Source organism: Bacillus cereus group sp. N11, assembly GCF_016483605.1.
In the GTDB taxonomy this organism is placed as follows: domain Bacteria; phylum Bacillota; class Bacilli; order Bacillales; family Bacillaceae_G; genus Bacillus_A; species Bacillus_A toyonensis.
In genome coordinates this window covers 39,058-60,920 of the sequence record NZ_JAEHBN010000006.1, presented here as the reverse complement: position 1 = coordinate 60,920, position 21,863 = coordinate 39,058, and the positions used below count along the sequence as shown (strand labels likewise).

Below are 21,863 nucleotides of genomic sequence, written 5' to 3'. Positions count from 1 at the left end.
ATGGCATAAGAAACATAATGTTATAAAAGAAAAAGCATCGAATATCGATACTTTTTCTTTACTTCACTCTATTTTTTTCAATATCCCTCTCCATTTCATCACTCGTTACATCTAAAACATCTAATAAGAAAATGAAGATCGGAATACCGATAATAAGTCCCCACACACCTAAAAAGTGCTCTGAGAAAATTAATACCATAAACGTATAAAAAATCGGTAAATTTGTTTTTTGGGACATAAACTTCGGATTCAATACGTAACTTTCAAGTGCATGAATAACTGTTACGATAACTAAAATATAAACAACGTACATAATACCGCCGATATTGTAAGCAATCATACAAAGCGGGAATAACGAAATAATAACCCCAGCTACTGGAATTAAACCAAGTAAGAAGATCATTAACGCTAAACCTAATAATTGTGGAAATCCTAATATCCATAATGCAATAACAGATAAAACACAGTTAACAACCGCAATTAAAAATTGTGCTTCAATTACTTTTCCAAATGAACGTGCAAATTTCTTTCCGAAGTACTCAATTTCATGATAGAAAATTGCAAGCCTGCTTTCTTTAAACTTTGCAGTAAAAGCAACGATACGGGCCTTTTCCAACAAGAAAAATAAACTTAAAATTAAAGAAAGTAAAACTTGAAGACCGAACTTCCCAACATTCGTAATAGATTTATACAAAATGTCTACGCCTTGTCCTACATATTTCGAAAGTTCCATATGATTGACAGCATTAACCGCATACTTAATCAATTCACTATCCGGTGGATTTCTTAAAAATACGTTAAATTGATAAATCAATTGTGAAATTTGTATCGTTAATACTGGTAAATATTTAAATAGTGTAATAGCAATTCCACCAATTAACATTACGTATAGAAATGCTATAATGAGTTTTCGATTAATGGGCATAAAATTATCTAATTTGTGAGAAATAAACTTTTGGAATCGATCCATTAAATACGTAAGAATAAACGTAATTAATATTAAATTCAACATACTTTGCAACCCATATAACACGAGAGCAAGTATTACTAATACGAGTAACCTCTGAAATCCTTTGCTTTGAAACAGGTTTTTTATTTGCATAATCGACGAGTACTCTCTCCTGTCCTATAAAGTAAAACGTTAATAAGTAGATTTCTCTCTATTTTCTACCTATAATTTATTCATTCATATGAAGATGAGCTATCATATAATTCCTAAAACCATACAGTAGCTTACTTCTTATTTTACAATACAATGACCTAATTCAAAACGTATTCTACACAGTATTAATGAAGATTTAAGGAAACTTGCATTTTGCTAACAATAGGTCTTACCACTACTGTAACATAAAAAGCAAGCCATCAGTAGGAATGTGTCCTACAAATAGCTTGCTTTTCTCATTTTTTAAGTAAGTTTTACTATCCAATGAATGGCATGAACATCGGTATGACGACAACTGTTACAACCCCAACTACTGTTACAGCAATACTTGCCATAGCTGCCTCTACTTCACCCATTTCAATTCCTACCGCAACACCTAATGCATGACCTGCTGTTCCAAGTGCTAGACCTTTCGCAATTGGATGTTTCACTCTAAATGTTTTTAAAAATAATGCTCCTAATGCGTATACGATAACTGCGTTAAAAATAACTGCAAACGATGTTATGGCTGGAATACCACCAATACTTTCAGAGATTGGTAATGCAATCGCTGTTGTTGCTGCCTGTGGTAACATTGAATTCATTACTGCTGTATCTAAACCAATTGCCTTTGCTACAATGAATACGACAATTACTGAACAAATAGATCCAACCACGATAGCCGATAAAATTTGCCACCAATATTTTTTTAACTTATCAACTTGTTTATATAATGGAATGGCAAATGCGATTGTTGCTGGCTCTAAGAAGAAACTAATCATTTTTCCGCCAGTATTATATTCTTCAAAAGTAAAATTACCTACCTTTAGAAAGACAATCCCTAATACCATTGCCACGAATAACGGTGTAAATAAGAAGAATCCTTTTGAGTGCTTAAATAATAATGTGCCGATTCCGTATGCGATTAATGAAACGACGATTCCGAAATATGGAGTCATTGTACTTGCCATGTTCATTCCCCCCTAACAATATATACTAAAATGGTTACGCAACTTTTCCGTGCTTGCGTCCTTTATTGACTACTTTCAATTCTTTTGTATCTTTTGTTTCTTTGTCATCTTTTCCTAAAATAAATTGTGCAAATAACCCTGTTACAGCGAGTAAAATAATTGTTGCGACAACAATTACAGTTAGTATTTGTACAAAATATTGTCCCATTACACCAAGAGAATTAATAACTGAAATACCTGATGGGACGAAAAGGAATCCGATAATACCTGTTAAAGCTGTTCCGAGTGATTCAACCTGCTCTAATTTAATAACTTTTAAGCATAATAGACTAAATAAAATGACTAACCCGATTACCGATGAAGGCATCGGAATTGGTAAATGTGTTGCAATAATATTAGAAATTAACATAATAGCTGAGAATATGAATGCTTGTGATAAAAAACTATATACTTTTTTCTTACTCATTTTGGCCACCTCTTTCGATTTGGTACCTTTATTGTATAAGATGTACACGTTTTAGTAAGCGTTTACAAAACAGAGCGTCACATATACAGAATCAGTTACAAAAATAAGAGGATGAAATACAAAAGCTGCTTCTTAAATACGAAGCAGCTTTTTAAGTTCTTTTGCATATGTACGGCTAACAGGTACTTTTGATCCTTCTTTCATAATTAAATTATAAGTAGAATTGAACCACGGCTGCACTTCTGTAATATGATTAATATTTGCAATAAAACTACGATGAACACGCATAAAACTTGTTTGTGGTAACTTCTTTTCCAAAATTACAAGTGTATCGTGTGTTACATATGTTTCTCTCATTGTTTTTACTGTTACTTTTCCATCTACGAGTCCTACATATATAATATCTTCAATATTTACAAGTACGATTGATTCCTCAATTGGCAGTGCTAATTTATGCATCTCTGCTGTTACATCTGTCCCCTTTATTTCTTGCTTCGTTTCTATTTTCGCTTGTTTTTGCTTTTTATATTTCTTCAATGTCTGTACAATGCGTTCTTCATCGAATGGTTTTAAAATATAATCTAACGCATCTACTTCAAATGCTTGTAATGCGTATTGATCATAGGCCGTTGCAAATACAATCGCAGGAGGATTTTTCATCTTTTTTAATATATTTGCGATTTCAAATCCATTATCATCGGATAATTGAATATCCAGAAATACAATATCTGGTTTATGGTTCATTAGTTCCTCTAATGCGTCTTCCACACAATCAGCCTCACCAATTATCTCAACTTCTTTCGTTCTTTCTAATAAATATTTTAGCTCATCACGTGCTAACATCTCATCATCAACTACTAATACTTTTAACAACCCGTTCTTCCTCCCCTACTTTTTTTGGAATTATAAAGGTAACCTCCGTCCCCTTATTTAATTCACTTTGAATATGAAGCATCGTGTCTTTCCCAAATAAACCGACTAGACGTTCATTAATATTATATAAAGCTGTTCCAGTCCCTTTCTTTGATGAAACTACCATTTTCCCTAATTGTTCTAAACGTTCTATCTCAATTCCCTGCCCATTATCCTTCACTTCAAAGTGAACCATACCTTCTCTTTCAAACACATGCACTTCTACTTCGCATACTGGTTGTTTCTTTGGAAAAGCGTGCCGCAATGCATTTTCAACCAATAATTGAAGAACAAATGGTGGTACTAGAGTTGTCTTTAGCTCTTCCTCAATATACAGCTTTACTCCATACTTATTTGGGAACCTTGCTTGTTCTAGTGATAAGTATGCCTGTACATGGTTTAATTCTTGTTCTAGTGGAATCAATAACTGACGTGCCCCTTGCAAATTACAGCGGAAATACACACTAAGCTGTAATAATAACTTCCTTGCTTTTTCTACATCGGTTCGGCATAAAGCTGATACTGTATTAATCGCATTAAATAAAAAGTGCGGGTTAATTTGTGCTTGTAATGCTTTTATCTCCGCATCTTGCAATAATTTGCTTTGCAATTCAGCTTCACCTAATTCAAGTTGTGTAGAGAATATTTTTGCCAACCCTTCTGCTAATTCCTCTTCCACACGACTTAATTGGTTAGGATTTTTGAAATACAGTTTTAATGTCCCTATCGTATTTCCATGTGAAGTGAGTGGAATAACGATCGCCGCTTGCAAGGGACAACCTTCATGTTGACAATTAATAACCTCACGTGATTTTGCTTTCATTATTTTCCCTGTGTTTAACACTTCTTTCGATAAACCAGTTATTAAACTATGTGAAGGAATATGGTGATCTGATGCTAATCCAACATGAGCTAATATTTTCTCTGTATCTGTTAAGGATACCGCATCTGTTCCTGTAAAGCGGTGAATAATTTGTGCCACATGCTTACACGATTCTTCTGTTAAGCCTTGGCGAAAATACGGTAACGTTTTATCAGCAATACGTAATACCTTATGGGTCTGAAGTGCCTTTGCGTTCTCTTCCTGACGCAAAATAGCTTGTATCATAGAAAGTAAAATAAAACTTCCAAAACTATTTACAAGGATCATTGGTATCGCAATTGTTTTCACAATACTAATTCCATCCTCTACAATTAATAGGATCATAATCATTTCTAAAGAAACGATAACAACACTTAAAATTGCTGAAAACTTAGGTGTAATTGTACGGTTATATTTTTTGAAAATGTATCCGATATACCCTGTTATAATCCCTGCTAAAATAGAAGAAATTGCACAACTTAGCGCTGTCGTACCACCGAGCATATAACGATGAATACCAGCGATAACTCCTACCCCAACTCCTACGATTGGTCCACCAAGTAAACCACTAATACCCACACCCATAATACGTGTATTCGCAATGGTACTTGATGAAGAAACACCTTGTAGCCAATTTTCATTCATAATCGTATTTCCTGCTATTTCAATACCAGTGTAATTGCTTACAATTGTAAACACAGAAAAAATACAAATAAGCTTAAGCTTATCTACATATCCGTCCTGCCTATGGAGAAGGCGCCTAAACGTTTTAATATGAGAGAGTAAAAATCCTAAAATAACGATAAGTCCGACGCGTTCAATCATCATGAGTACTAAATTTAACATCTTTGATTCATTCCTTTTTATTTAGTTAGTTTTATTATGGGAAAATAACGAAGTAGGCGTCAAGAAGAATGAAATGTTTTTTGAAATATTTTACACATGGAAATCTCCTCTTTATTTGACAATGTAATAGAAGAGTGCTAAAAATAAAGTAATATCATACAGTCCTTTAACCCAACCCCGTGAGGTTGAGAAGGAAGTCGGAATACTATATACGTATGTTCTTTTTTAGAGATACGTATGCTTTTTGGGCCTTCTCATCATATCAGGTGAGAAGGCCTTTTGTTATTCTTCCATAGCGACTGTAGAAGAAAATAAGGAGGAATAATAATGAACATCACCACTGATGTACAAACAACAGAGGAGACGAAAGAGAAAAGATATAAAACACTGTTTGGTTCTGCACTAGGATACGCCGCAGAAGGTTTAGATATGCTGCTCTTATCTTTCGTACTCGTCTATATTTTAAAAGAGTTTCATTTAAGCCCTGTTGAAGGTGGGAACTTAACATTAGCTACGACAATTGGTATGCTAATTGGTTCTTATTTATTTGGGTTTATCGCTGATTTATTTGGTCGTATCCGTACAATGGCCTTCACCATCTTACTATTTTCACTAGCAACAGCACTCATTTATTTCGCAACAGATTACTGGCAATTATTAATTCTTCGCTTTTTAGTTGGAATGGGAGTTGGTGGTGAATTCGGAATTGGAATGGCCATCGTAACTGAAACATGGTCAAAAGAAATGCGTGCTAAGGCAACATCGGTCGTTGCACTTGGATGGCAATTTGGTGTTTTAGTAGCTTCACTTCTTCCAGCATTTATTGTCCCGCATTTTGGATGGAGAGCTGTTTTCTTATTCGGACTAATTCCAGCTTTACTAGCTGTTTATGTACGTAAAAGTTTAAGTGAACCGAAAATATGGGAGCAAAAACAACGATACAAAAAGGAATTGTTACAAAAAGAAGCTGATGGTATTTTAACAACTACTGAAGCAGAACATCTAAAACAAATAAAAAAATTCCCACTTAAAAAGTTATTTGCAAATAAAAAAGTAACAATAACAACAATTGGTCTTATTATTATGTCGTTTATCCAGAACTTCGGATATTATGGGATTTTCACATGGATGCCAACTATTTTAGCAAATAAATATAACTATACATTAGCAAAGGCGAGCGGTTGGATGTTCATCTCTACGATTGGCATGCTCATTGGAATTGCAACCTTTGGTATTCTGGCTGATAAAATTGGTCGTCGTAAAACTTTTGCAATCTATTATATCGGTGGTACTATATACTGTCTTATTTACTTCTTCCTATTCACAGATTCAACATTATTATTATGGGGAAGTGCATTGCTCGGATTCTTTGCAAATGGAATGATGGGCGGATTCGGAGCCATTTTAGCTGAAAACTATCCCGCCGAAGCTCGCTCTACAGCGGAAAACTTTATTTTCGGTACAGGACGTGGTTTAGCTGGATTTGGCCCTGTTATTATCGGTTTACTCGCTACAGGCGGAAATTTACTTGGAGCATTATCCTTAATTTTCATCATCTATCCAATCGGATTAATTACAATGTTATTATGTGTGCCAGAAACAAAGGGAAAAGTATTAGACTAAACGAAAAAGAGGAAGCATCTCATTTAAAATGCTTCCTCTTTTCAGTGTTTATTTATCATTTATTTTGATTTACTAGCTTTCTGGAATAAGAAAGCAGTTTTATCTTTTTCTTGTACAATGCCTTGCTTCAATGCTAATTCTCCTGCAACTTTAGGTGCCAGCCACAGCATCGGGAATAACAAAATTGATACCGGAACAGCTGTCACTACAATGAAAGATTGTAATGCATTAATGCTTCCTTCTCCCATATATAAAAGAATTGCTGCAACTGCTCCCATAATAAGCGACCAAAAAATTCGCAAGCTAATTCTAGGATCTCCATCTCCAGTCACTGCCATTGAAATGGAATAAGCCATTGAATCTCCTGTTGTTACTACAAATAAAATTGTTAATAAAAGAAATGCCGGTCCAATAATATTAGATAGTGGCAGTTGCTCTGTAATTGCAATCATAGCTGCTGGCATACCAGATTCACTTAAAGCGTTCGATATAGATCCAGGCTTCATTAATTCATAAAATACACCCGATCCCCCCAATATAGTGAACCAGAACGTTGTAATAATAGGTGCAATAATTCCAATTGCAACGATGATTTCGCGAATCGTTCTTCCTCTTGAAATTCGACTCACTAAAATTGCCATCATTGGTCCATATCCAATAAACCATCCCCAGAAAAAGATTGTCCAAGATCCTAACCAACCTGTATCCCCACGGTATGTGCTCATTGGTATAAACTCATTTATATAAAACCCAAACGAAGAAACAAATGAATCAATAATAAATCCACCTGGTCCAAAGAATAACACAAACACCATCAATAAAATCGCTAGTTTAACATTTAAATCACTTATTATTTGAATCCCTTTATCAATACCCGTTACCGCAGATATAGTAGAAACAGCTACCACACAAATAATAATTGCTAATTGAGTAGTAAACACGTCGGAAATTCCGAATAATGCTTGTAAGCCATAACTTGCTTGTAAGCCTAAAAATCCGATCGGACCAATTGTTCCTGCAGCTACTGCAATAATTGCAAATGCATCAATCATCGTTCCAAGCAAACTCTTTCGCAATTTCTCTCCAAAAATAGGATATAAAAGCGTACGAGGTTTTAACGGCATACCTTTATGATAATGTCCATACATCATAACTACCGCACTAATTGTACCTAAAATCGTCCAAGCTAAAAATCCCCAATGCATATAACTTTGTGCTAAAGCAGGCATGACTGCTTCTTTCGTTCCAGCAGATATACCTTCATGTATCGGTGGCACCGTCATCAAATGGTACATTGGCTCTGCCGCTGCCCAAAAAACGCCACCTCCGGCAAGTAGTGTAGACATAATAATAGCAAGCCACTTCGCCGTACTAATCTCAGGTTTTTCTAAATTACCTAGTTTGACCTTCCCATATTTCGAGAATGCCATACACATCGCAACAATAAATGTACCTAACAATAAAATCTGCCAAAAAGCCCCGAAGTACTTAATTGAAAATGCAAAACTGCGATTAATAGCTCCCTCTACATAACCTTTATTTAAGAAAACTGCGATTACAAATAATAAAAGCGAACCACCACTAATAAGAAATACAGGCCAATCTGTTTTTTGATTCTTCATCCTCATTTACACATCCTCCTTCCTCAGCAATCTAAAAAAACAACTTTATTATGTTTTCTTGTTTAAATCCAAAACACAATTACTATATAAATATAATAATTCATCAATTTTCCACATACTTATGTTGTCCCTAAAAATATGCTAAATCCCTTATTTAAAAGAAACATTCTATTCCTCTTACATAAAAAAGCAAAACAAAAGACCTTATATGTCTATAAGGTCTTCGAAACAGAAATTTGATTATAACATAAGGAACTCCCTGGTTCAAAAAGCTCCTGCCAAAAATAACCGAGAGTAAAGGCTTCCATTTGCTACATAACAGTAATTAAAAAAATTTTATATTTTACAGGAAATCCCCCTATACTAAATATTATTTATGAAAGAAATTTGGCTTCAAAATATCATTCGGATACGGTTTATGATAAATATGAGTGGCAGCTGGCGATAATGGCGGTATTAACCATACCCAATTTCCTGTTACAACGCGACCACAGGCAGCTTCTTGCTTCTCAAATTGCTGAAATTGTTGTGCAGCAGTATGGTGGTCAACAATACTAATTCCTTGTTTTTTAAATGAATATAATACAGCAATGTTCAACTCAATTAATGCCTTGTCTTTCCATAACGTGCTATTTCTTGATGTATCTAAATTCATCATTTCTGCAACTGCTGGAAGTAAATTATAACGATCCTGATCAGCTAAGTTCCGAGCTCCAATTTCCGTCCCCATATACCATCCATTAAACGGAGCTGCCGTATAAGAAATACCACCAATCTCTAAACGCATATCTGAAATCATCGGCACTCCATACCATTTCACTTCTAAAGATGAGATTGGGTAATCTGGATGCTCAATTGGTACTTCTTTTACTTCTTCTTTTGGAATTTCTTTATATATAGGCTCTTTTCCATCAACAGAAAATACAAGCGGTAATACATCAAAATTCGTACCTTCTCCTTGCCAGCCAAGTTCCTGACAAAAATCCGTAAATGTAGCGGAATGAGAATCACCGATTACTCCCATTTCTGTTTTATATCCTGCATATCGAATTAATTGATGATTATAAATTCGTATATTATTTTCTTCACTTTCATATTGCTTAAAAATTGTAATTGTCGGTTTAACTTTCCCGTCGTTCGTTGCATATTTAATGTGATGAATTAACGCATTATATACACCTTCTTCATCATTCACTTCACGTGCATCTAATATGTGCATCTTACTCCAGAATAACCTTCCAATACATCTATTACTATTACGCCATGCCATTCGCGAACCATGAACAAGTTCTTCAAATGTATGCTCATACGTTCCCGTTCTCTCTATTTCCATGTGAATTTCTTTTATACGCTCTTCTATGAATTGCTCTTTATTAAGCTCTTTATAGCAAGTAGTAATAAAATTACTCGCTTCCTCTATTAATTGTTTCGTTTTACTCATAAACAATCTCCTTCTATTTCAACAAACGCTACTAATTTACAGTATAAGCAAAAAGGATAATAGTCACAAACGAAAGTGAAAGTGTTACTTTTATTGTAATATTTTCAGAAAATTATAGAAATCTCTCTTGACTTCTATGAAAAATAAGTGTATTTTTGACTCAGGTAAAATATTTTTACCTAGACCAACTTTTAAACTAGAAAGGAGGTAATATTATGTCTTCATTTCAATTGCCAAAGCTTTCATATGACTATGATGAATTAGAGCCATATATTGATAGCAATACACTTTCTATTCATCACGGAAAGCACCATGCGACATATGTAAACAATTTAAATGCTGCTTTAGAAAACTATACTGAATTACATAATAAATCTTTAGAAGAGTTACTATGTAATTTGGATGATTTACCAATGGAAATTATTACAGCAGTTAGAAATAACGGTGGTGGTCATTATTGTCATAGTCTTTTTTGGGAAGTGATGAGCCCTCGAGGTGGCGGCGAGCCTAATGGAGACGTTGCAAAAGGAATTGATTATTATTTCAATACCTTTGACAACTTAAAAGACCAACTGTCCAAAGCGGCCATTAGTCGTTTTGGAAGTGGATATGGATGGCTTGTTCTTGACGGTGAAGAACTTTCTGTTATGAGTACACCGAATCAAGATACACCTTTGCAAGAAGGGAAGATCCCGTTACTCGTCATTGATGTATGGGAACATGCCTATTATTTAAAGTATCAAAATCGGCGCCCAGAGTTTGTTACCAACTGGTGGCATACAGTGAACTGGGACCGGGTAAACGAGAAATATTTACAAGCAATTCAATCACAAAAACATTAGTCGTGCGTATAAGGTAAATTTGGTAATGTAAAATCAGTATTGTCGAAATCCTCCAGAATCCCCCGGATTGCCACCGGGGGATTTATGATTACTTCATTGTATTTATGTAATGGCGTAAAATATTTTTCATTTCTAGTTTCAACTCTCGGAATGGAAATCCCAATTCACGAGCCTTTTCATTATGTAACGTACAATTAATTACTTCATTATAAGGCGCTTTATTATCTCCTACTTCTTGAATGAGAGCTTTTATCCCCGTATTTTCTTCTATGAAACGAATAACTTCTCTGGTAGAAACTACCCCGTTGCTACAAGCATTAATCGGCCCTTCTATGTTTTTCATCCCACACCAAGCTAAAAACTCTCCTGCTTCTTTCTCATGTATAAATGCCAAATCTCCATCTACATGATCCACAACGATAGGCTCTTGTTTCACAACATGTTCAACGTAAAATTGTAATCTTTTCGTATAATCATTTTCTCCAATAACAACTGGAAAACGCACTGCAACAACTGGGAATGCTGCATGTTGAAATACAACTGCCTCAGCTAATCTCTTACCTTCACTATAATTAAAATCATTCCTATCTCCATACGTGATTGCATACTCATATGGATTAAAGTCCTCTTCTAACAGACCTAGCGCAGGCTCATAGACAGCCATTGAAGATGTCATAATATACTTCTTAGTTTTTCCTTTTAACACTTCACATGCTCTCTTCGCTGCATTTGAGCTATAGCATAAATTATCGTATACAATATCATAACTTTTACCTTCTAAACGCTTTGCTAGTTCTTTTTCGTCTTCTCTATCTACGATGATTCTTTTTACTGCACTTCCAAAGGAATCTTTAGTAACTCCCCTCGTCGCAATCGTTACATCATGTCCAACTTGCAACAGTACTTCTACTAAATGTTTACCAAAAAATCTTGTTCCCCCTAGTACCAATACTTTTTTCACCTTCATCATCCCCGTTTTCATAAATTGTAAAATACTACCTCCCTTATTATAAATGCTAAAATAAAAAAACATGGAATCAGTTTAACGATTCCATGTTTTTTCTACATATGACGCATTAACGTACTCGATATTTAAAAATACAATAACAGAAATATAAAATAGAAATTACTGATACATAAACCCATAGTTCATATACAAATCCCTCTCCCCAAACTCCCATAAAATAAAAGAGTGAAGGCAGTGTCAATGTTACCCATGATTGTACGAAAGCAATTCTTCCAAGATATTGATTGATATTCTTTTTTTGTGTATTTAATACAAAGAATAAATACCAAAGTAATGCCCACATAAACCATGTTAACGCATTAACAACATCGTTGAATTGAACAAATGAAACGACCATATAGAATAAAGCAATAATCGCTACCCAAATACAGAACCATCCTAGACCACTACTATCCATTCCCTTTATAAAAGTAACACCTACATATAAATAAGTTAATCCAAATAAAAAGGTAGCTGCATATGAATATACCGTCCAATTACTTTGATCAGAAATCATAATCAAATAGAACGGAATGATAATTTGTAATGCCCCCACAAATAAATTAAAAACACCTGCGCTTTTCATCTCTGCTTTTCCTAATATAACAAGACTATTTAAAAATAAAGCTGCACCTGAAAGTAATAATCCTACATAACCCATATATATTCGTGTGAAAATCTTATCTTTTCACACTTTTAACCTCCCCACACTTTAAAGTGATACCTATATTATTTTTCTTCCCATTTAAAACTACATACATAGTTTTTCATCTGAATAAGTCAGACTTCCTACCTTAAAAAAGAGCAAACTTAAAACGCTTTCAATAATAAATAAACCTATCAAAATATGCAATAGGATTCCTTGATTATAAACGGACTCTAACAAGGATACAAGTGTTGGAATACTTTTCAATCATACGTTTTTAATTTCTATAAAAAATGAATAGAATGATACATTTTCCCTATCTCATTCTACTAATGCCTAGCATAAAATATAGTACAATCATATCATTTTAAGGAAGGTTTGATATTTATGCCTCTTCATTATCCAAATCAACCTGTTTTTCACTCCACAGGTGTATTAACAAGAGAGCCTGCAACTGTTTCAGCAGTAGTAAACATTGTAAATTTAGATGCATTTTACGCACACTATGTAAGTATAGAGGTTTGGGATTGGTCTAACTATTCTAATCCTGTAAAATTACCTGTACTAATTGGTGAAAATGCGGAAGTAGTATTTCCATATATTTTACAAGGGAACAACTTAGCAGTTTTTTATGCTAATTTAGGTGACGCTGTTGACTTGTATGAAATTCGTATTTCTTATCCTAGCCACTCCCATATTATCGCAAATTGTTTTGGACGAAGCATACCGCCATACGCAAGCCAAGAAGGTAATACCGTATATCATAAACAACTTGTTCGAATTCATTAAGTTCTCTTTCCAAATCACCAATTTATAAAAGCATTCAATAGATTAAATTCCTATTGAAGTGCTATGGTCAGTAATACTCTCTTTCATTTTCTTTTCCTCAACGAAAACTATTACTGACCTTTGGTTCCTTTATTATACATAAATACAATAAAAATAAAGTATCCTCCTTAAATCATTTGATAGCCATTTTTATTATTTACCTGCCATCTCCAAGAATCTAAACACATTTCTTCTAATCCATATTCCGCTTCCCATCCTAATTCTCGCTTCGCTTTAGATACATCAGCAAAACATATCGCTACGTCCCCAGGACGACGCCCGATAATTTTATAAGGTATTTTTTTGCCCGAAACCTTCTCAAAAGCATTAACCATCTCCAATACACTATACCCTTTCCCTGTACCAAGGTTATATGCATCTATTCCTGTAGTTTCAAGCACTTTCTCAAGTGCCTTTACATGTCCTTTTGCAAGGTCAACAACGTGAATATAATCACGAACACCTGTCCCGTCTTTTGTTGGATAGTCATTTCCAAATATATTTAATTCCTTTAACTTCCCTACTGCTACTTGTGTTACATATGGCATTAAATTATTAGGAATCCCATTTGGATCTTCTCCAATACGACCACTTTGATGCGCCCCAAATGGGTTGAAATAACGAAGTAACGCGATACTCCATTCACCATCAGCTTTTGCAACATCACGCATAATTTGCTCTATCATTAACTTTGTTTGCCCATATGGATTTGTCACGCTTAATGGAAATTCTTCCGTAATTGGTGATGTTTTTGGAATTCCATATACAGTTGCAGACGAACTAAAAATAAATTTTTTCACATTATGTTTTTGCATTACATCACATAATATAATCGTACTTATAATATTATTATAATAATATGTAAGCGGAATTGTAGTAGATTCCCCAACTGCTTTGAAGCCAGCAAAATGAATAACTGCTTCAATGTTATTTCCCAAAAAAATCTCATTCATTTTTTCACGATTTAAAACACTTTCATTATAAAATTTAAATTGTTTCCCTGTTATTTCTTTTACTCGGTTTAAAGACTCTATTGAACTATTTGAAAGATTATCTACGACTATAATTTTATAATTATTATTTAATAATTCTATACACGTATGACTACCAATATATCCTGCTCCACCCGTTATAAGTATCGCCATATATATAGTCCCCCACTTATCATCAATTATAAAATTTTATAATCTCAATACACATCTATCCTATCATATTCCAAGATATAAATTCTAAATATTTTAAATTTTCTTTTATATAAAAAGCTACATAACCTTTAAGTTATGTAGCTCTTCAACATCTATATTTTTCTATATCATTTTTTATTACCCAAAAATTTTAGTAAAAGCTATCCAAACGTTCTGATTTGTTAAATTACGTAACAATATACACTTAAAAAGTGTGCCAGGCTTCCTAATAATACGAAAACATGAAAAATTTCATGGTGTCCCATATATTTAAACTCCAACCATTTTGGCTTAGCACCATAAATAAACCCACCAATTGTATAAAAAATACCTCCAAGTATTAAGAAAAGGATACCTCCTGTACTTAAATTCTCAGCTAGCGGTACAAAGAATAGAACAATTAACCAACCCATCAGAAGATAAATTCCTGTCGATAACCATCTTGGGCAATTAAACCAAAACATTTTAAAAACAATACCACAAATCGCAGTTGCATAAACCAAACAAAATAGTAGTAAACCATTTGCCGAACTTAATGTAATTAAGCAAAAGGGTGCATATGTACCTGCAATTAATATAAAAATCATAGAATGATCTAACTTCCTAAAGAAATAAATAACACGTTCACTGGCTACAACACTATGATACACAGCTGATGCCATATAAAGGACCATCATCCCAATACCGAATAAAATAACAGCTGTAATTGCAGCAAAAGATGGCATCTTAACAGAAACTTTCACAAGCATAGCTAATAATGCAATAAATGCTAATACAGCTCCTCCTAAGTGAGTAAATGCATTAACCGGTTCTCTTACATAAGCATTCATATAAACACCCCTCATATAATTACATGTAGTTTTAATAACTACATGTAATTATATACGTATTATTTATACTAGTCAACATTTACAATTCACTTGTTTCGTAATACCATATTTAAAGATATACTAAACATTCAGTTCCACTAAGTTATAAAAGTGAGGGGTTTTACGTGGAAAATATAAATAAATTACTTGAATCATTACATTTAGAAAAAAATATTAAACTTGAGGATATCCCAAATGTCGACTTATATGTAGACCAAGTTGTTCAACTATTTGAGAATACTTATGCGGATACAACAAGAACTGATGATGAAAAAGTATTAACAAAAACAATGATTAACAATTACGCAAAAGGGAAACTATTCATCCCTATTAAAAATAAAAAGTATTCAAAAGAGCATATGATTTTAATTAGCTTAATTTACCAATTAAAAGGAGCCCTTTCCATTAATGACATAAAAAGCTCCTTAGAAAATATAAATGTACCTTTACTAAACGATGATACATTCGAATTAAATACTCTCTATAAAGATTATCTTGCTCTTACTGAAACCAATGTGGAAACCTTTAACCAGGACGTAAATAACCGTATTAGGGAAGTAAATGAGATTTCCTCCTTAGAAGATCAAAAGCTAGAAAAGTTTTTATTACTAACATCCTTCGTGACGATGAGTAATATGTACAGACGATTGGCAGAGAAGTTAGTGGACGATTTAAAAGAATCGTAAATAAAAAAACTATCCACCTGTTACAGTGGATAGTTTTTTTATTTACTTAATTGCTTCATGGACTTTTAATTGTTTCCCTTTAATCGTTGTAGTTTTCATGGTCTTTAAAACAATTGGTCCTTTTCCATTTAATATTTCAACGTAAGAAACATTGTCCTGTATCGTAATAATTCCTATATCTTCTGCTGTAACACCTTTAATTTTAGCAATTGTGCCAACAAAATCTACCGCTCTAATTTTCTTTTTCTTCCCACCATTAAAGTACAGCTTCATAATCCCTTTATTTAAGTCTGCACTTTTATCTTTCTTTATAATTGGTTTAGCATGTATTTTTTCCTCAAATACTGCCTTCCCTTTCATAACCTCTTCTTTTGAAGGTGCATATGCCTTTGGAATTTCAAAGCCGATGTACGCCTCAATTTCTTCTAAAAATCTATTTTCATACGGAGTTATGAATGTAATAGCTTTTCCTTTATTGCCAGCTCGTCCCGTTCTTCCCGTACGATGTACATAACTTTCTTTTTCTAACGGAATATCATAGTTAATAACATGTGTAATATTATCAATATCAATTCCTCTAGCAGCTACGTCTGTTGCTACTAAATAACGGAACTTTCCTTTTCTAAAATCGTCCATAACTTCAAAACGATCTTCTTGCACCATACCACCATGTATTTTGTCACAAGGATAGTTAACACGGTTTAACTGTCTAAATACGTGATCTACATTTTCTTGTGTACGGCAAAAAATAATACAACTATCTGGATTCTCAATTGTTGTTACATCTTTAAGAAGTGAAAGCTTCTCCTCTTCTCTCGTCTCAAAAAGTGTATGTTCAATTTTTTCTGTGGTAATCCCGGCAGCCTTAATTTCAATATGCGTTGGCGAATCCATATACGTACGGGATAACTTTTCAACATCTTCTGGAAGTGTTGCCGAAAATAGCATTGTCATTCGCTGTGTAGGTAATTCATCAATAATTGCCTCTACTTGATCAATAAAGCCCATATTTAGCATTTCATCTGCTTCATCAATGACTAAATACTTCAGACATTCTAAAGAAAGGGTACCTTTTTCAATATGATCTAACACACGGCCAGGAGTCCCCACTACGATATGTGTCTTTTGTTTTAACTCTAATTTTTGACGTGCAAATGGAGACTTACCATAAACGGCCGCAGCCTTAATTCTTTTGAAGCGGCCTATATTCGTAATATCTTCTTTCACTTGAACAGCAAGTTCTCTCGTCGGCGTCAAAACTAATGCTTGTGGCTTATTCTCTTCCCATTCCACCATTTCACAAAGTGGAATACCGAATGAAGCTGTTTTTCCACTTCCAGTTTGCGATTTTACAACAAGATCCTTCTTTTTCAATGCAACTGGAATAACCTCTCCTTGCACTTCTGTTGGATGTTCATATCCTAAACCAGTAAGTGCTCGTATTATTTCTTTACTTAATGCATAATTACTAAATTCTTTTTTACTCATATACTAACCTCATTTGAATTTTATATTTAAATAACTATACTCTCCATATCTAACGTCAAGTTATACCAAGATACTATATTAAATTAATGTTTTCAATTCATTTAAGTTTCAATTTATCTACGTATAATTCTTAAATAATAAAGGACAGCCTTAATTATAAGTCTGCCCCTCTAAATTGTATTCATCTTTTATGGAACTAATTTTTTTACAACTGGTATTCTTTGCAATACTAAAGTAATTACCATACTAAGAACAATTGTGATTGTTACATTAATAGGTATTGCCAATATTGCATGTGCATGTTCATTCACCTTTGGAAATACTCTGTACAGATAGTTATTTAATAAGAAAAAGTGAAGGATATAAATACCAAGGCTCGCTTGATTTATACCGCGTAATACAAATGGTAATTTTTTTTCTGAATTTCCGAAAGAATATTTAAAAAATACAAATAAGCTAATTGCCATAAGTACAACACCTGGAGAAAAGTATCCATACCAAAACTGATCCAATTGTCCGTTTGCCTGAACTGTATAATAATATGTAACAAAGAATGTAATAATAAATCCTACAATTCCTCCAATGTAAGCAAAATTCCTCCACTTTTTCACAATATCATAATTGGATAAATAATAACCAAGCAGGAAATAGCCTACATAATTTGTAACGTAAAATAATTCAATATTAAAGTTGATAGGATAATAATATTTTGCCAAATTAACGACAACAGATGCATATAACCATAAAATTAAAAAATACTCTATCTCTTTCTTTTGAGCATTCTTCACAAAAATTTTCAGTAAAGGTGTAATTAAGTATATCCCTACAATCATGTACATGAACCATAAATGTCCACCAATACTATCTGTTAGAAAATATTTTATCCCCTGTTTTATAGAACGTGGGAAATATCCTGCATAAGCTCCGTATAAATAAAATAAAACACTCCAAGCTACAAAAGGTATAATTACCTTACTTGCACGTTTCTGTATAAATTCTCCAATAGAAATATCTTTCGTACCCTTTAATAATAAAGCTCCACTAATCATCACAAAGATTGGAACGCTAGCGCGTGAAAGTGACTCAAAAAGATTCCCAGACAACCAACGCGAAACGTTATTTGCATCCAATGTGGAAACATAACCAGCGGAGACATGAATTGTAACTACTGCGATTGTCGCTAACACACGCAACCAGTCCATATACACTAATCGTTTCATTAATAGCTCTCCTAAATTTACATATTTGATTTTTCCTATACCACACATAATTTTACATTAAATCATGTTATGTTAAAACAAATTTTGACGATATAAACCTACAGTAGACTTAAATCAACTTAATTTTTTTATATAAACATTAAAACCTTTGACTTATTAGTGAAAATAATGTAAATTATCCTTTGGACGAACATTTTCGAACGAAACAAATAAAATATTCGTATTTTAGGGGTGTAAACGATGGAAAACGTATTTGACTATGAAGATATTCAATTAATTCCTGCAAAATGTATTGTAAACAGTCGATCTGAATGTGATACAACTGTCACTTTAGGAAAACATAAATTTAAATTACCTGTCGTACCTGCAAATATGCAAACGATTATAGATGAAAGAATCGCAACTTATTTAGCTGAAAATAATTACTTCTATATCATGCATCGTTTCCAGCCAGAGAAACGAATCTCATTCATTAGAGATATGCAATCACGTGGATTAATTGCTTCAATCAGCGTTGGTGTTAAAGAAGACGAATACGAATTCGTACAACAATTAGCCGCTGAGCAACTTTCACCTGAATACATTACAATCGATATCGCACACGGTCACTCTAATGCTGTGATCAACATGATTCAACATATTAAAAAACATTTACCAGAAAGCTTTGTTATCGCTGGAAACGTTGGAACTCCAGAAGCGGTAAGAGAATTAGAACACGCTGGCGCTGACGCAACAAAAGTTGGTATTGGACCCGGTAAAGTTTGTATTACTAAAATTAAAACAGGCTTTGGAACTGGTGGTTGGCAGTTAGCTGCACTTCGCTGGTGTGCAAAAGCTGCAAGTAAGCCGATTATTGCTGACGGTGGTATTCGTACACACGGTGATGTAGCTAAATCTATTCGATTTGGGGCAACTATGGTTATGGTCGGTTCTCTATTCGCTGGTCATGAAGAGTCTCCAGGGGAAACAATCGAAAAAGATGGAAAGCTTTATAAAGAATACTTCGGTTCAGCTTCTGAATTCCAAAAAGGTGAGAAGAAAAACGTTGAAGGTAAGAAAATGTTCGTGGAGCATAAAGGTTCTTTAGAAGACACTTTAATCGAAATGGAACAAGATCTTCAATCTTCTATCTCTTACGCTGGTGGAACAAAATTAGATGCTATTCGTACTGTAGATTATGTTGTCGTGAAAAACTCTATTTTCAACGGTGATAAAGTATATTAATTCTTATATTCAGCTCGAAGGACAAGCATGTGTATGCCTGTCCTTCTTTTTTATGTATAAAACCGTTAAATATTTTTATTTTACTGAATTTTCTAGTATCATATTTTTAAATACTTAAAATAAGGGGGCTATAATAAATGAAAAATGTAATTGAAAATCGCCTTATTCGCGCAGAAGTTCCTACTGAACTAACATGGGATCTTTCTGATTTGTATAAATCTGATGCCGAGTGGCACGCTGCATTAAACGTATTAGAAAATGATATACAGAAACTTGATGCATTTAAAGGACGCTTGCATACTAGCTCCACTACTTTACTAAATTGCTTACTTATAGAGGAAGAGCTTTTAATGAAATTAACAAAACTGAGCTCATATGCAAATCTAAAAGAATCTGCTGATCGGACAGATCCAGTTATTCAAGCGAACTCTTCCAAAGTTTCTGCTCTAGGAACGAAAGTACATACAGCACTAGCCTTTATTCATAATGAAATTCTCTCATTTGAAGAAGGCACGATTGAAAAATATTTAATTGAGGAGATAAAACTCAACCCTTTTCGTAAATCATTACTAGAAGTGCTGAGCAAAAGGCAGCACACTCTTTCACCTGAAACAGAAGAAGCACTTGCTGCACTTGGCGAAGTTCATAGTTCTCCATACAAAATTTACGGCATGACTAAATTGGCCGATATGGGTTTCAATCCTATACAAGACGAACAAGGAAACGAATTCCCTTTGTCATTTGCATTATTTGAAAGCAATTATGAATTCTCTCCAAGCGCATACATACGTAGAAAAGCATATGAATCGTTTGTTTCCACTTTGAAGCGATATAAAAATACAGTTGCCACAACATATGCTACTGAAGTAAAAAAACAAGTGACACTTTCTCGTTTACGCAAATATGAATCCGTTACTCATATGCTTTTAGAGCCGCAAAAAGTTCCACTTGAAATGTATAACAATCAACTTGATATTATTTATAAAGAATTAGCGCCTCATATGCGCCGTTTTGCAGATTTAAAAAAGAAAGTATTAGGACTCGATCAAATGCTTTTCTGCGACTTACATGCACCTTTAGATCCTGAATTTAATCCAGCAATTACTTACGAAGAAGCAGGCAAACTCATTCAAGATTCTTTAAAAGTATTAGGAGATGAATATAGTTCCATTATCGAAAAAGGCTTCAAAGAAAGATGGGTAGATCTTGCAGATAATGTAGGCAAATCAACAGGAGCATTTTGTTCAAGTCCATATGGTTCTCATCCATATATTTTAATTACATGGCAAAATACGATGCGCGGATGCTTCACATTAGCACATGAATTTGGTCATGCTGGGCATTTTTATTTAGCAAATAAAAACCAGCGCATTATGAATGTACGTCCATCTATGTACTTTGTTGAAGCACCATCAACAATGAATGAATTATTACTAGCCCAACATTTACTTGCAACAACTAACGATAAGAGAATGCGCAGATGGGTCATTCTACAACTACTTGGCACATATTATCATAACTTTGTTACTCACTTACTTGAGGGCGAATACCAACGAAGAGTATATACTCTAGCAGAAGAAGGACAAGCACTTACAGCTAAAAGTTTAACCGAAATAAAAACAAATGTCCTTTCTACATTCTGGGGGGATTCTGTAGAAATCGATGAAGGTGCCGGCTTAACTTGGATGCGCCAACCTCATTATTACATGGGCTTATATTCTTACACGTATTCCGCAGGTCTAACTGCATCTACCGCAGTAGCCCAAATGATTAAAGAAGAAGGGCAGCCCTCCGTTGATCGCTGGTTAGATGTACTTCGCGCTGGTGGTACAATGAAACCACTTGAATTAATGAAACATGCCGGAGTAGATATGGCAAAACCAGATGCAATCCGTAAAGCTGTTTCTTACGTTGGCTCCTTAATTGATGAATTAGAGCGTTCTTATCAAGAATAAAGTGAAACTTTAATCAGTGGGGGGTGTCCAT

General features: G+C 33.9%; 19 protein-coding genes. 6 read left to right on the top strand and 13 right to left on the bottom strand.

What is annotated here, in order from left to right; translation table 11 throughout:
• Window positions 1-58: 58 nt before the first annotated feature.
• From JDS98_RS11665 to lytS, 5 genes are all read right to left on the bottom strand, one after another.
• Complete coding sequence (locus tag JDS98_RS11665; protein WP_001166005.1) at window positions 59-1,102, bottom strand: AI-2E family transporter; 1,044 nt, start codon at window positions 1,100-1,102, stop codon at window positions 59-61.
• Window positions 1,103-1,419: 317 nt separating this feature from the next.
• Window positions 1,420-2,112, bottom strand: coding sequence for an antiholin-like protein LrgB (gene lrgB, locus JDS98_RS11660; RefSeq protein WP_000168869.1), 693 nt, complete (start codon window positions 2,110-2,112; stop codon window positions 1,420-1,422).
• 34 nt (window positions 2,113-2,146) lie between these two features.
• Window positions 2,147-2,578 (bottom strand): antiholin-like murein hydrolase modulator LrgA, encoded by a 432-nt coding sequence (lrgA, locus tag JDS98_RS11655; RefSeq protein ID WP_087969748.1) that lies wholly within the window; start codon window positions 2,576-2,578, stop codon window positions 2,147-2,149.
• A 132-nt stretch (window positions 2,579-2,710) separates the two neighbouring features.
• Window positions 2,711-3,451 (bottom strand): LytR/AlgR family response regulator transcription factor, encoded by a 741-nt coding sequence (locus tag JDS98_RS11650; protein WP_000921837.1) that lies wholly within the window; start codon window positions 3,449-3,451, stop codon window positions 2,711-2,713.
• On the bottom strand, window positions 3,429-5,198 hold the full coding sequence (gene lytS, locus JDS98_RS11645) for a two-component system sensor histidine kinase LytS (protein WP_000933602.1): 1,770 nt from the start codon (window positions 5,196-5,198) through the stop codon (window positions 3,429-3,431). The genes JDS98_RS11650 and lytS overlap by 23 nt, the downstream gene beginning before the upstream one ends.
• 327 nt (window positions 5,199-5,525) lie before the next feature.
• On the opposite strand from lytS, the gene JDS98_RS11640 reads away from it, so the two are divergent.
• Window positions 5,526-6,821: an MFS transporter gene (locus JDS98_RS11640; protein WP_001028013.1), complete on the top strand. Its 1,296-nt coding sequence runs from the start codon at window positions 5,526-5,528 to the stop codon at window positions 6,819-6,821.
• A gap of 59 nt (window positions 6,822-6,880) precedes the next feature.
• Here JDS98_RS11640 and JDS98_RS11635 read toward each other — a convergent pair whose 3' ends face one another.
• Together JDS98_RS11635 and JDS98_RS11630 are read right to left on the bottom strand one after the other, a co-directional pair.
• Window positions 6,881-8,449 (bottom strand): BCCT family transporter, encoded by a 1,569-nt coding sequence (locus tag JDS98_RS11635; RefSeq protein ID WP_001242400.1) that lies wholly within the window; start codon window positions 8,447-8,449, stop codon window positions 6,881-6,883.
• A 364-nt stretch (window positions 8,450-8,813) separates the two neighbouring features.
• Window positions 8,814-9,884 carry a nitric oxide synthase oxygenase gene (locus JDS98_RS11630; protein ID WP_000047638.1) on the bottom strand — a complete coding sequence of 357 codons (1,071 nt, stop codon included), beginning with the start codon at window positions 9,882-9,884 and terminating at the stop codon, window positions 8,814-8,816.
• 215 nt (window positions 9,885-10,099) lie between these two features.
• On the opposite strand from JDS98_RS11630, the gene sodA reads away from it, so the two are divergent.
• The gene (sodA, locus tag JDS98_RS11625) at window positions 10,100-10,726 is read left to right on the top strand and encodes a superoxide dismutase [Mn] (protein WP_000094052.1); all 627 of its coding nucleotides are present in this window, start codon (window positions 10,100-10,102) and stop codon (window positions 10,724-10,726) included.
• Window positions 10,727-10,814: 88 nt separating this feature from the next.
• Here sodA and JDS98_RS11620 read toward each other — a convergent pair whose 3' ends face one another.
• Window positions 10,815-11,708: an NAD-dependent epimerase/dehydratase family protein gene (locus JDS98_RS11620; RefSeq protein ID WP_106080654.1), complete on the bottom strand. Its 894-nt coding sequence runs from the start codon at window positions 11,706-11,708 to the stop codon at window positions 10,815-10,817.
• A 94-nt stretch (window positions 11,709-11,802) separates the two neighbouring features.
• Window positions 11,803-12,393 carry an AmiS/UreI family transporter gene (locus JDS98_RS11615; RefSeq protein ID WP_000542573.1) on the bottom strand — a complete coding sequence of 197 codons (591 nt, stop codon included), beginning with the start codon at window positions 12,391-12,393 and terminating at the stop codon, window positions 11,803-11,805.
• Between the two features lie 372 nt (window positions 12,394-12,765).
• On the opposite strand from JDS98_RS11615, the gene JDS98_RS11610 reads away from it, so the two are divergent.
• Entirely contained in the window at window positions 12,766-13,167 is a 402-nt protein-coding gene (locus JDS98_RS11610) for a hypothetical protein (protein ID WP_087969750.1), read from the top strand.
• Window positions 13,168-13,334: 167 nt separating this feature from the next.
• On the opposite strand, the gene galE is transcribed toward JDS98_RS11610, so the two are convergent.
• Both galE and trhA read right to left on the bottom strand, forming a co-directional pair.
• Complete coding sequence (gene galE / locus JDS98_RS11605) at window positions 13,335-14,351, bottom strand: UDP-glucose 4-epimerase GalE (protein WP_000996156.1); 1,017 nt, start codon at window positions 14,349-14,351, stop codon at window positions 13,335-13,337.
• A 221-nt stretch (window positions 14,352-14,572) separates the two neighbouring features.
• Complete coding sequence (gene trhA, locus JDS98_RS11600; RefSeq protein ID WP_000995372.1) at window positions 14,573-15,220, bottom strand: PAQR family membrane homeostasis protein TrhA; 648 nt, start codon at window positions 15,218-15,220, stop codon at window positions 14,573-14,575.
• Between the two features lie 164 nt (window positions 15,221-15,384).
• Between trhA and JDS98_RS11595 the strand changes: the two genes are divergently transcribed.
• Window positions 15,385-15,945, top strand: a complete 561-nt coding sequence (locus tag JDS98_RS11595; protein ID WP_000427895.1) for a DUF1836 domain-containing protein — start codon at window positions 15,385-15,387, stop codon at window positions 15,943-15,945.
• Between the two features lie 42 nt (window positions 15,946-15,987).
• Here the strand turns inward: JDS98_RS11595 and JDS98_RS11590 are convergent, their stop codons facing one another.
• A complete protein-coding gene (locus tag JDS98_RS11590; RefSeq protein WP_097958152.1) occupies window positions 15,988-17,433 on the bottom strand; it encodes a DEAD/DEAH box helicase in 1,446 nt (481 codons plus the stop codon).
• A gap of 188 nt (window positions 17,434-17,621) precedes the next feature.
• Window positions 17,622-18,653, bottom strand: a complete 1,032-nt coding sequence (locus JDS98_RS11585) for an acyltransferase (protein ID WP_000827024.1) — start codon at window positions 18,651-18,653, stop codon at window positions 17,622-17,624.
• A gap of 240 nt (window positions 18,654-18,893) precedes the next feature.
• On the opposite strand from JDS98_RS11585, the gene guaC reads away from it, so the two are divergent.
• The gene (guaC, locus tag JDS98_RS11580; RefSeq protein WP_000432439.1) at window positions 18,894-19,877 is read left to right on the top strand and encodes a GMP reductase; all 984 of its coding nucleotides are present in this window, start codon (window positions 18,894-18,896) and stop codon (window positions 19,875-19,877) included.
• 137 nt (window positions 19,878-20,014) lie between these two features.
• Window positions 20,015-21,832, top strand: a complete 1,818-nt coding sequence (pepF, locus tag JDS98_RS11575) for an oligoendopeptidase F (RefSeq protein ID WP_199633896.1) — start codon at window positions 20,015-20,017, stop codon at window positions 21,830-21,832.
• The last annotated feature ends 31 nt before the right edge of the window (window positions 21,833-21,863 follow it).

What these genes read in the sequence shown, in the direction of transcription:
- JDS98_RS11665 (WP_001166005.1), bottom strand. Translation starts at nt 1,102, where the DNA reads ATGCAAATAAAAAACCTGTTTCAAAGCAAAGGATTTCAGAGGTTACTC.
- lrgB (WP_000168869.1), bottom strand. Translation starts at nt 2,112, where the DNA reads ATGGCAAGTACAATGACTCCATATTTCGGAATCGTCGTTTCATTAATC.
- lrgA (WP_087969748.1), bottom strand. Translation starts at nt 2,578, where the DNA reads ATGAGTAAGAAAAAAGTATATAGTTTTTTATCACAAGCATTCATATTC.
- lytS (WP_000933602.1), bottom strand. Translation starts at nt 5,198, where the DNA reads ATGTTAAATTTAGTACTCATGATGATTGAACGCGTCGGACTTATCGTT.
- JDS98_RS11640 (WP_001028013.1), top strand. Translation starts at nt 5,526, where the DNA reads ATGAACATCACCACTGATGTACAAACAACAGAGGAGACGAAAGAGAAA.
- JDS98_RS11635 (WP_001242400.1), bottom strand. Translation starts at nt 8,449, where the DNA reads ATGAGGATGAAGAATCAAAAAACAGATTGGCCTGTATTTCTTATTAGT.
- JDS98_RS11630 (WP_000047638.1), bottom strand. Translation starts at nt 9,884, where the DNA reads ATGAGTAAAACGAAACAATTAATAGAGGAAGCGAGTAATTTTATTACT.
- sodA (WP_000094052.1), top strand. Translation starts at nt 10,100, where the DNA reads ATGTCTTCATTTCAATTGCCAAAGCTTTCATATGACTATGATGAATTA.
- JDS98_RS11620 (WP_106080654.1), bottom strand. Translation starts at nt 11,708, where the DNA reads ATGAAAACGGGGATGATGAAGGTGAAAAAAGTATTGGTACTAGGGGGA.
- JDS98_RS11615 (WP_000542573.1), bottom strand. Translation starts at nt 12,393, where the DNA reads ATGGGTTATGTAGGATTATTACTTTCAGGTGCAGCTTTATTTTTAAAT.
- JDS98_RS11610 (WP_087969750.1), top strand. Translation starts at nt 12,766, where the DNA reads ATGCCTCTTCATTATCCAAATCAACCTGTTTTTCACTCCACAGGTGTA.
- galE (WP_000996156.1), bottom strand. Translation starts at nt 14,351, where the DNA reads ATGGCGATACTTATAACGGGTGGAGCAGGATATATTGGTAGTCATACG.
- trhA (WP_000995372.1), bottom strand. Translation starts at nt 15,220, where the DNA reads ATGAATGCTTATGTAAGAGAACCGGTTAATGCATTTACTCACTTAGGA.
- JDS98_RS11590 (WP_097958152.1), bottom strand. Translation starts at nt 17,433, where the DNA reads ATGAGTAAAAAAGAATTTAGTAATTATGCATTAAGTAAAGAAATAATA.
- JDS98_RS11585 (WP_000827024.1), bottom strand. Translation starts at nt 18,653, where the DNA reads ATGAAACGATTAGTGTATATGGACTGGTTGCGTGTGTTAGCGACAATC.
- guaC (WP_000432439.1), top strand. Translation starts at nt 18,894, where the DNA reads ATGGAAAACGTATTTGACTATGAAGATATTCAATTAATTCCTGCAAAA.
- pepF (WP_199633896.1), top strand. Translation starts at nt 20,015, where the DNA reads ATGAAAAATGTAATTGAAAATCGCCTTATTCGCGCAGAAGTTCCTACT.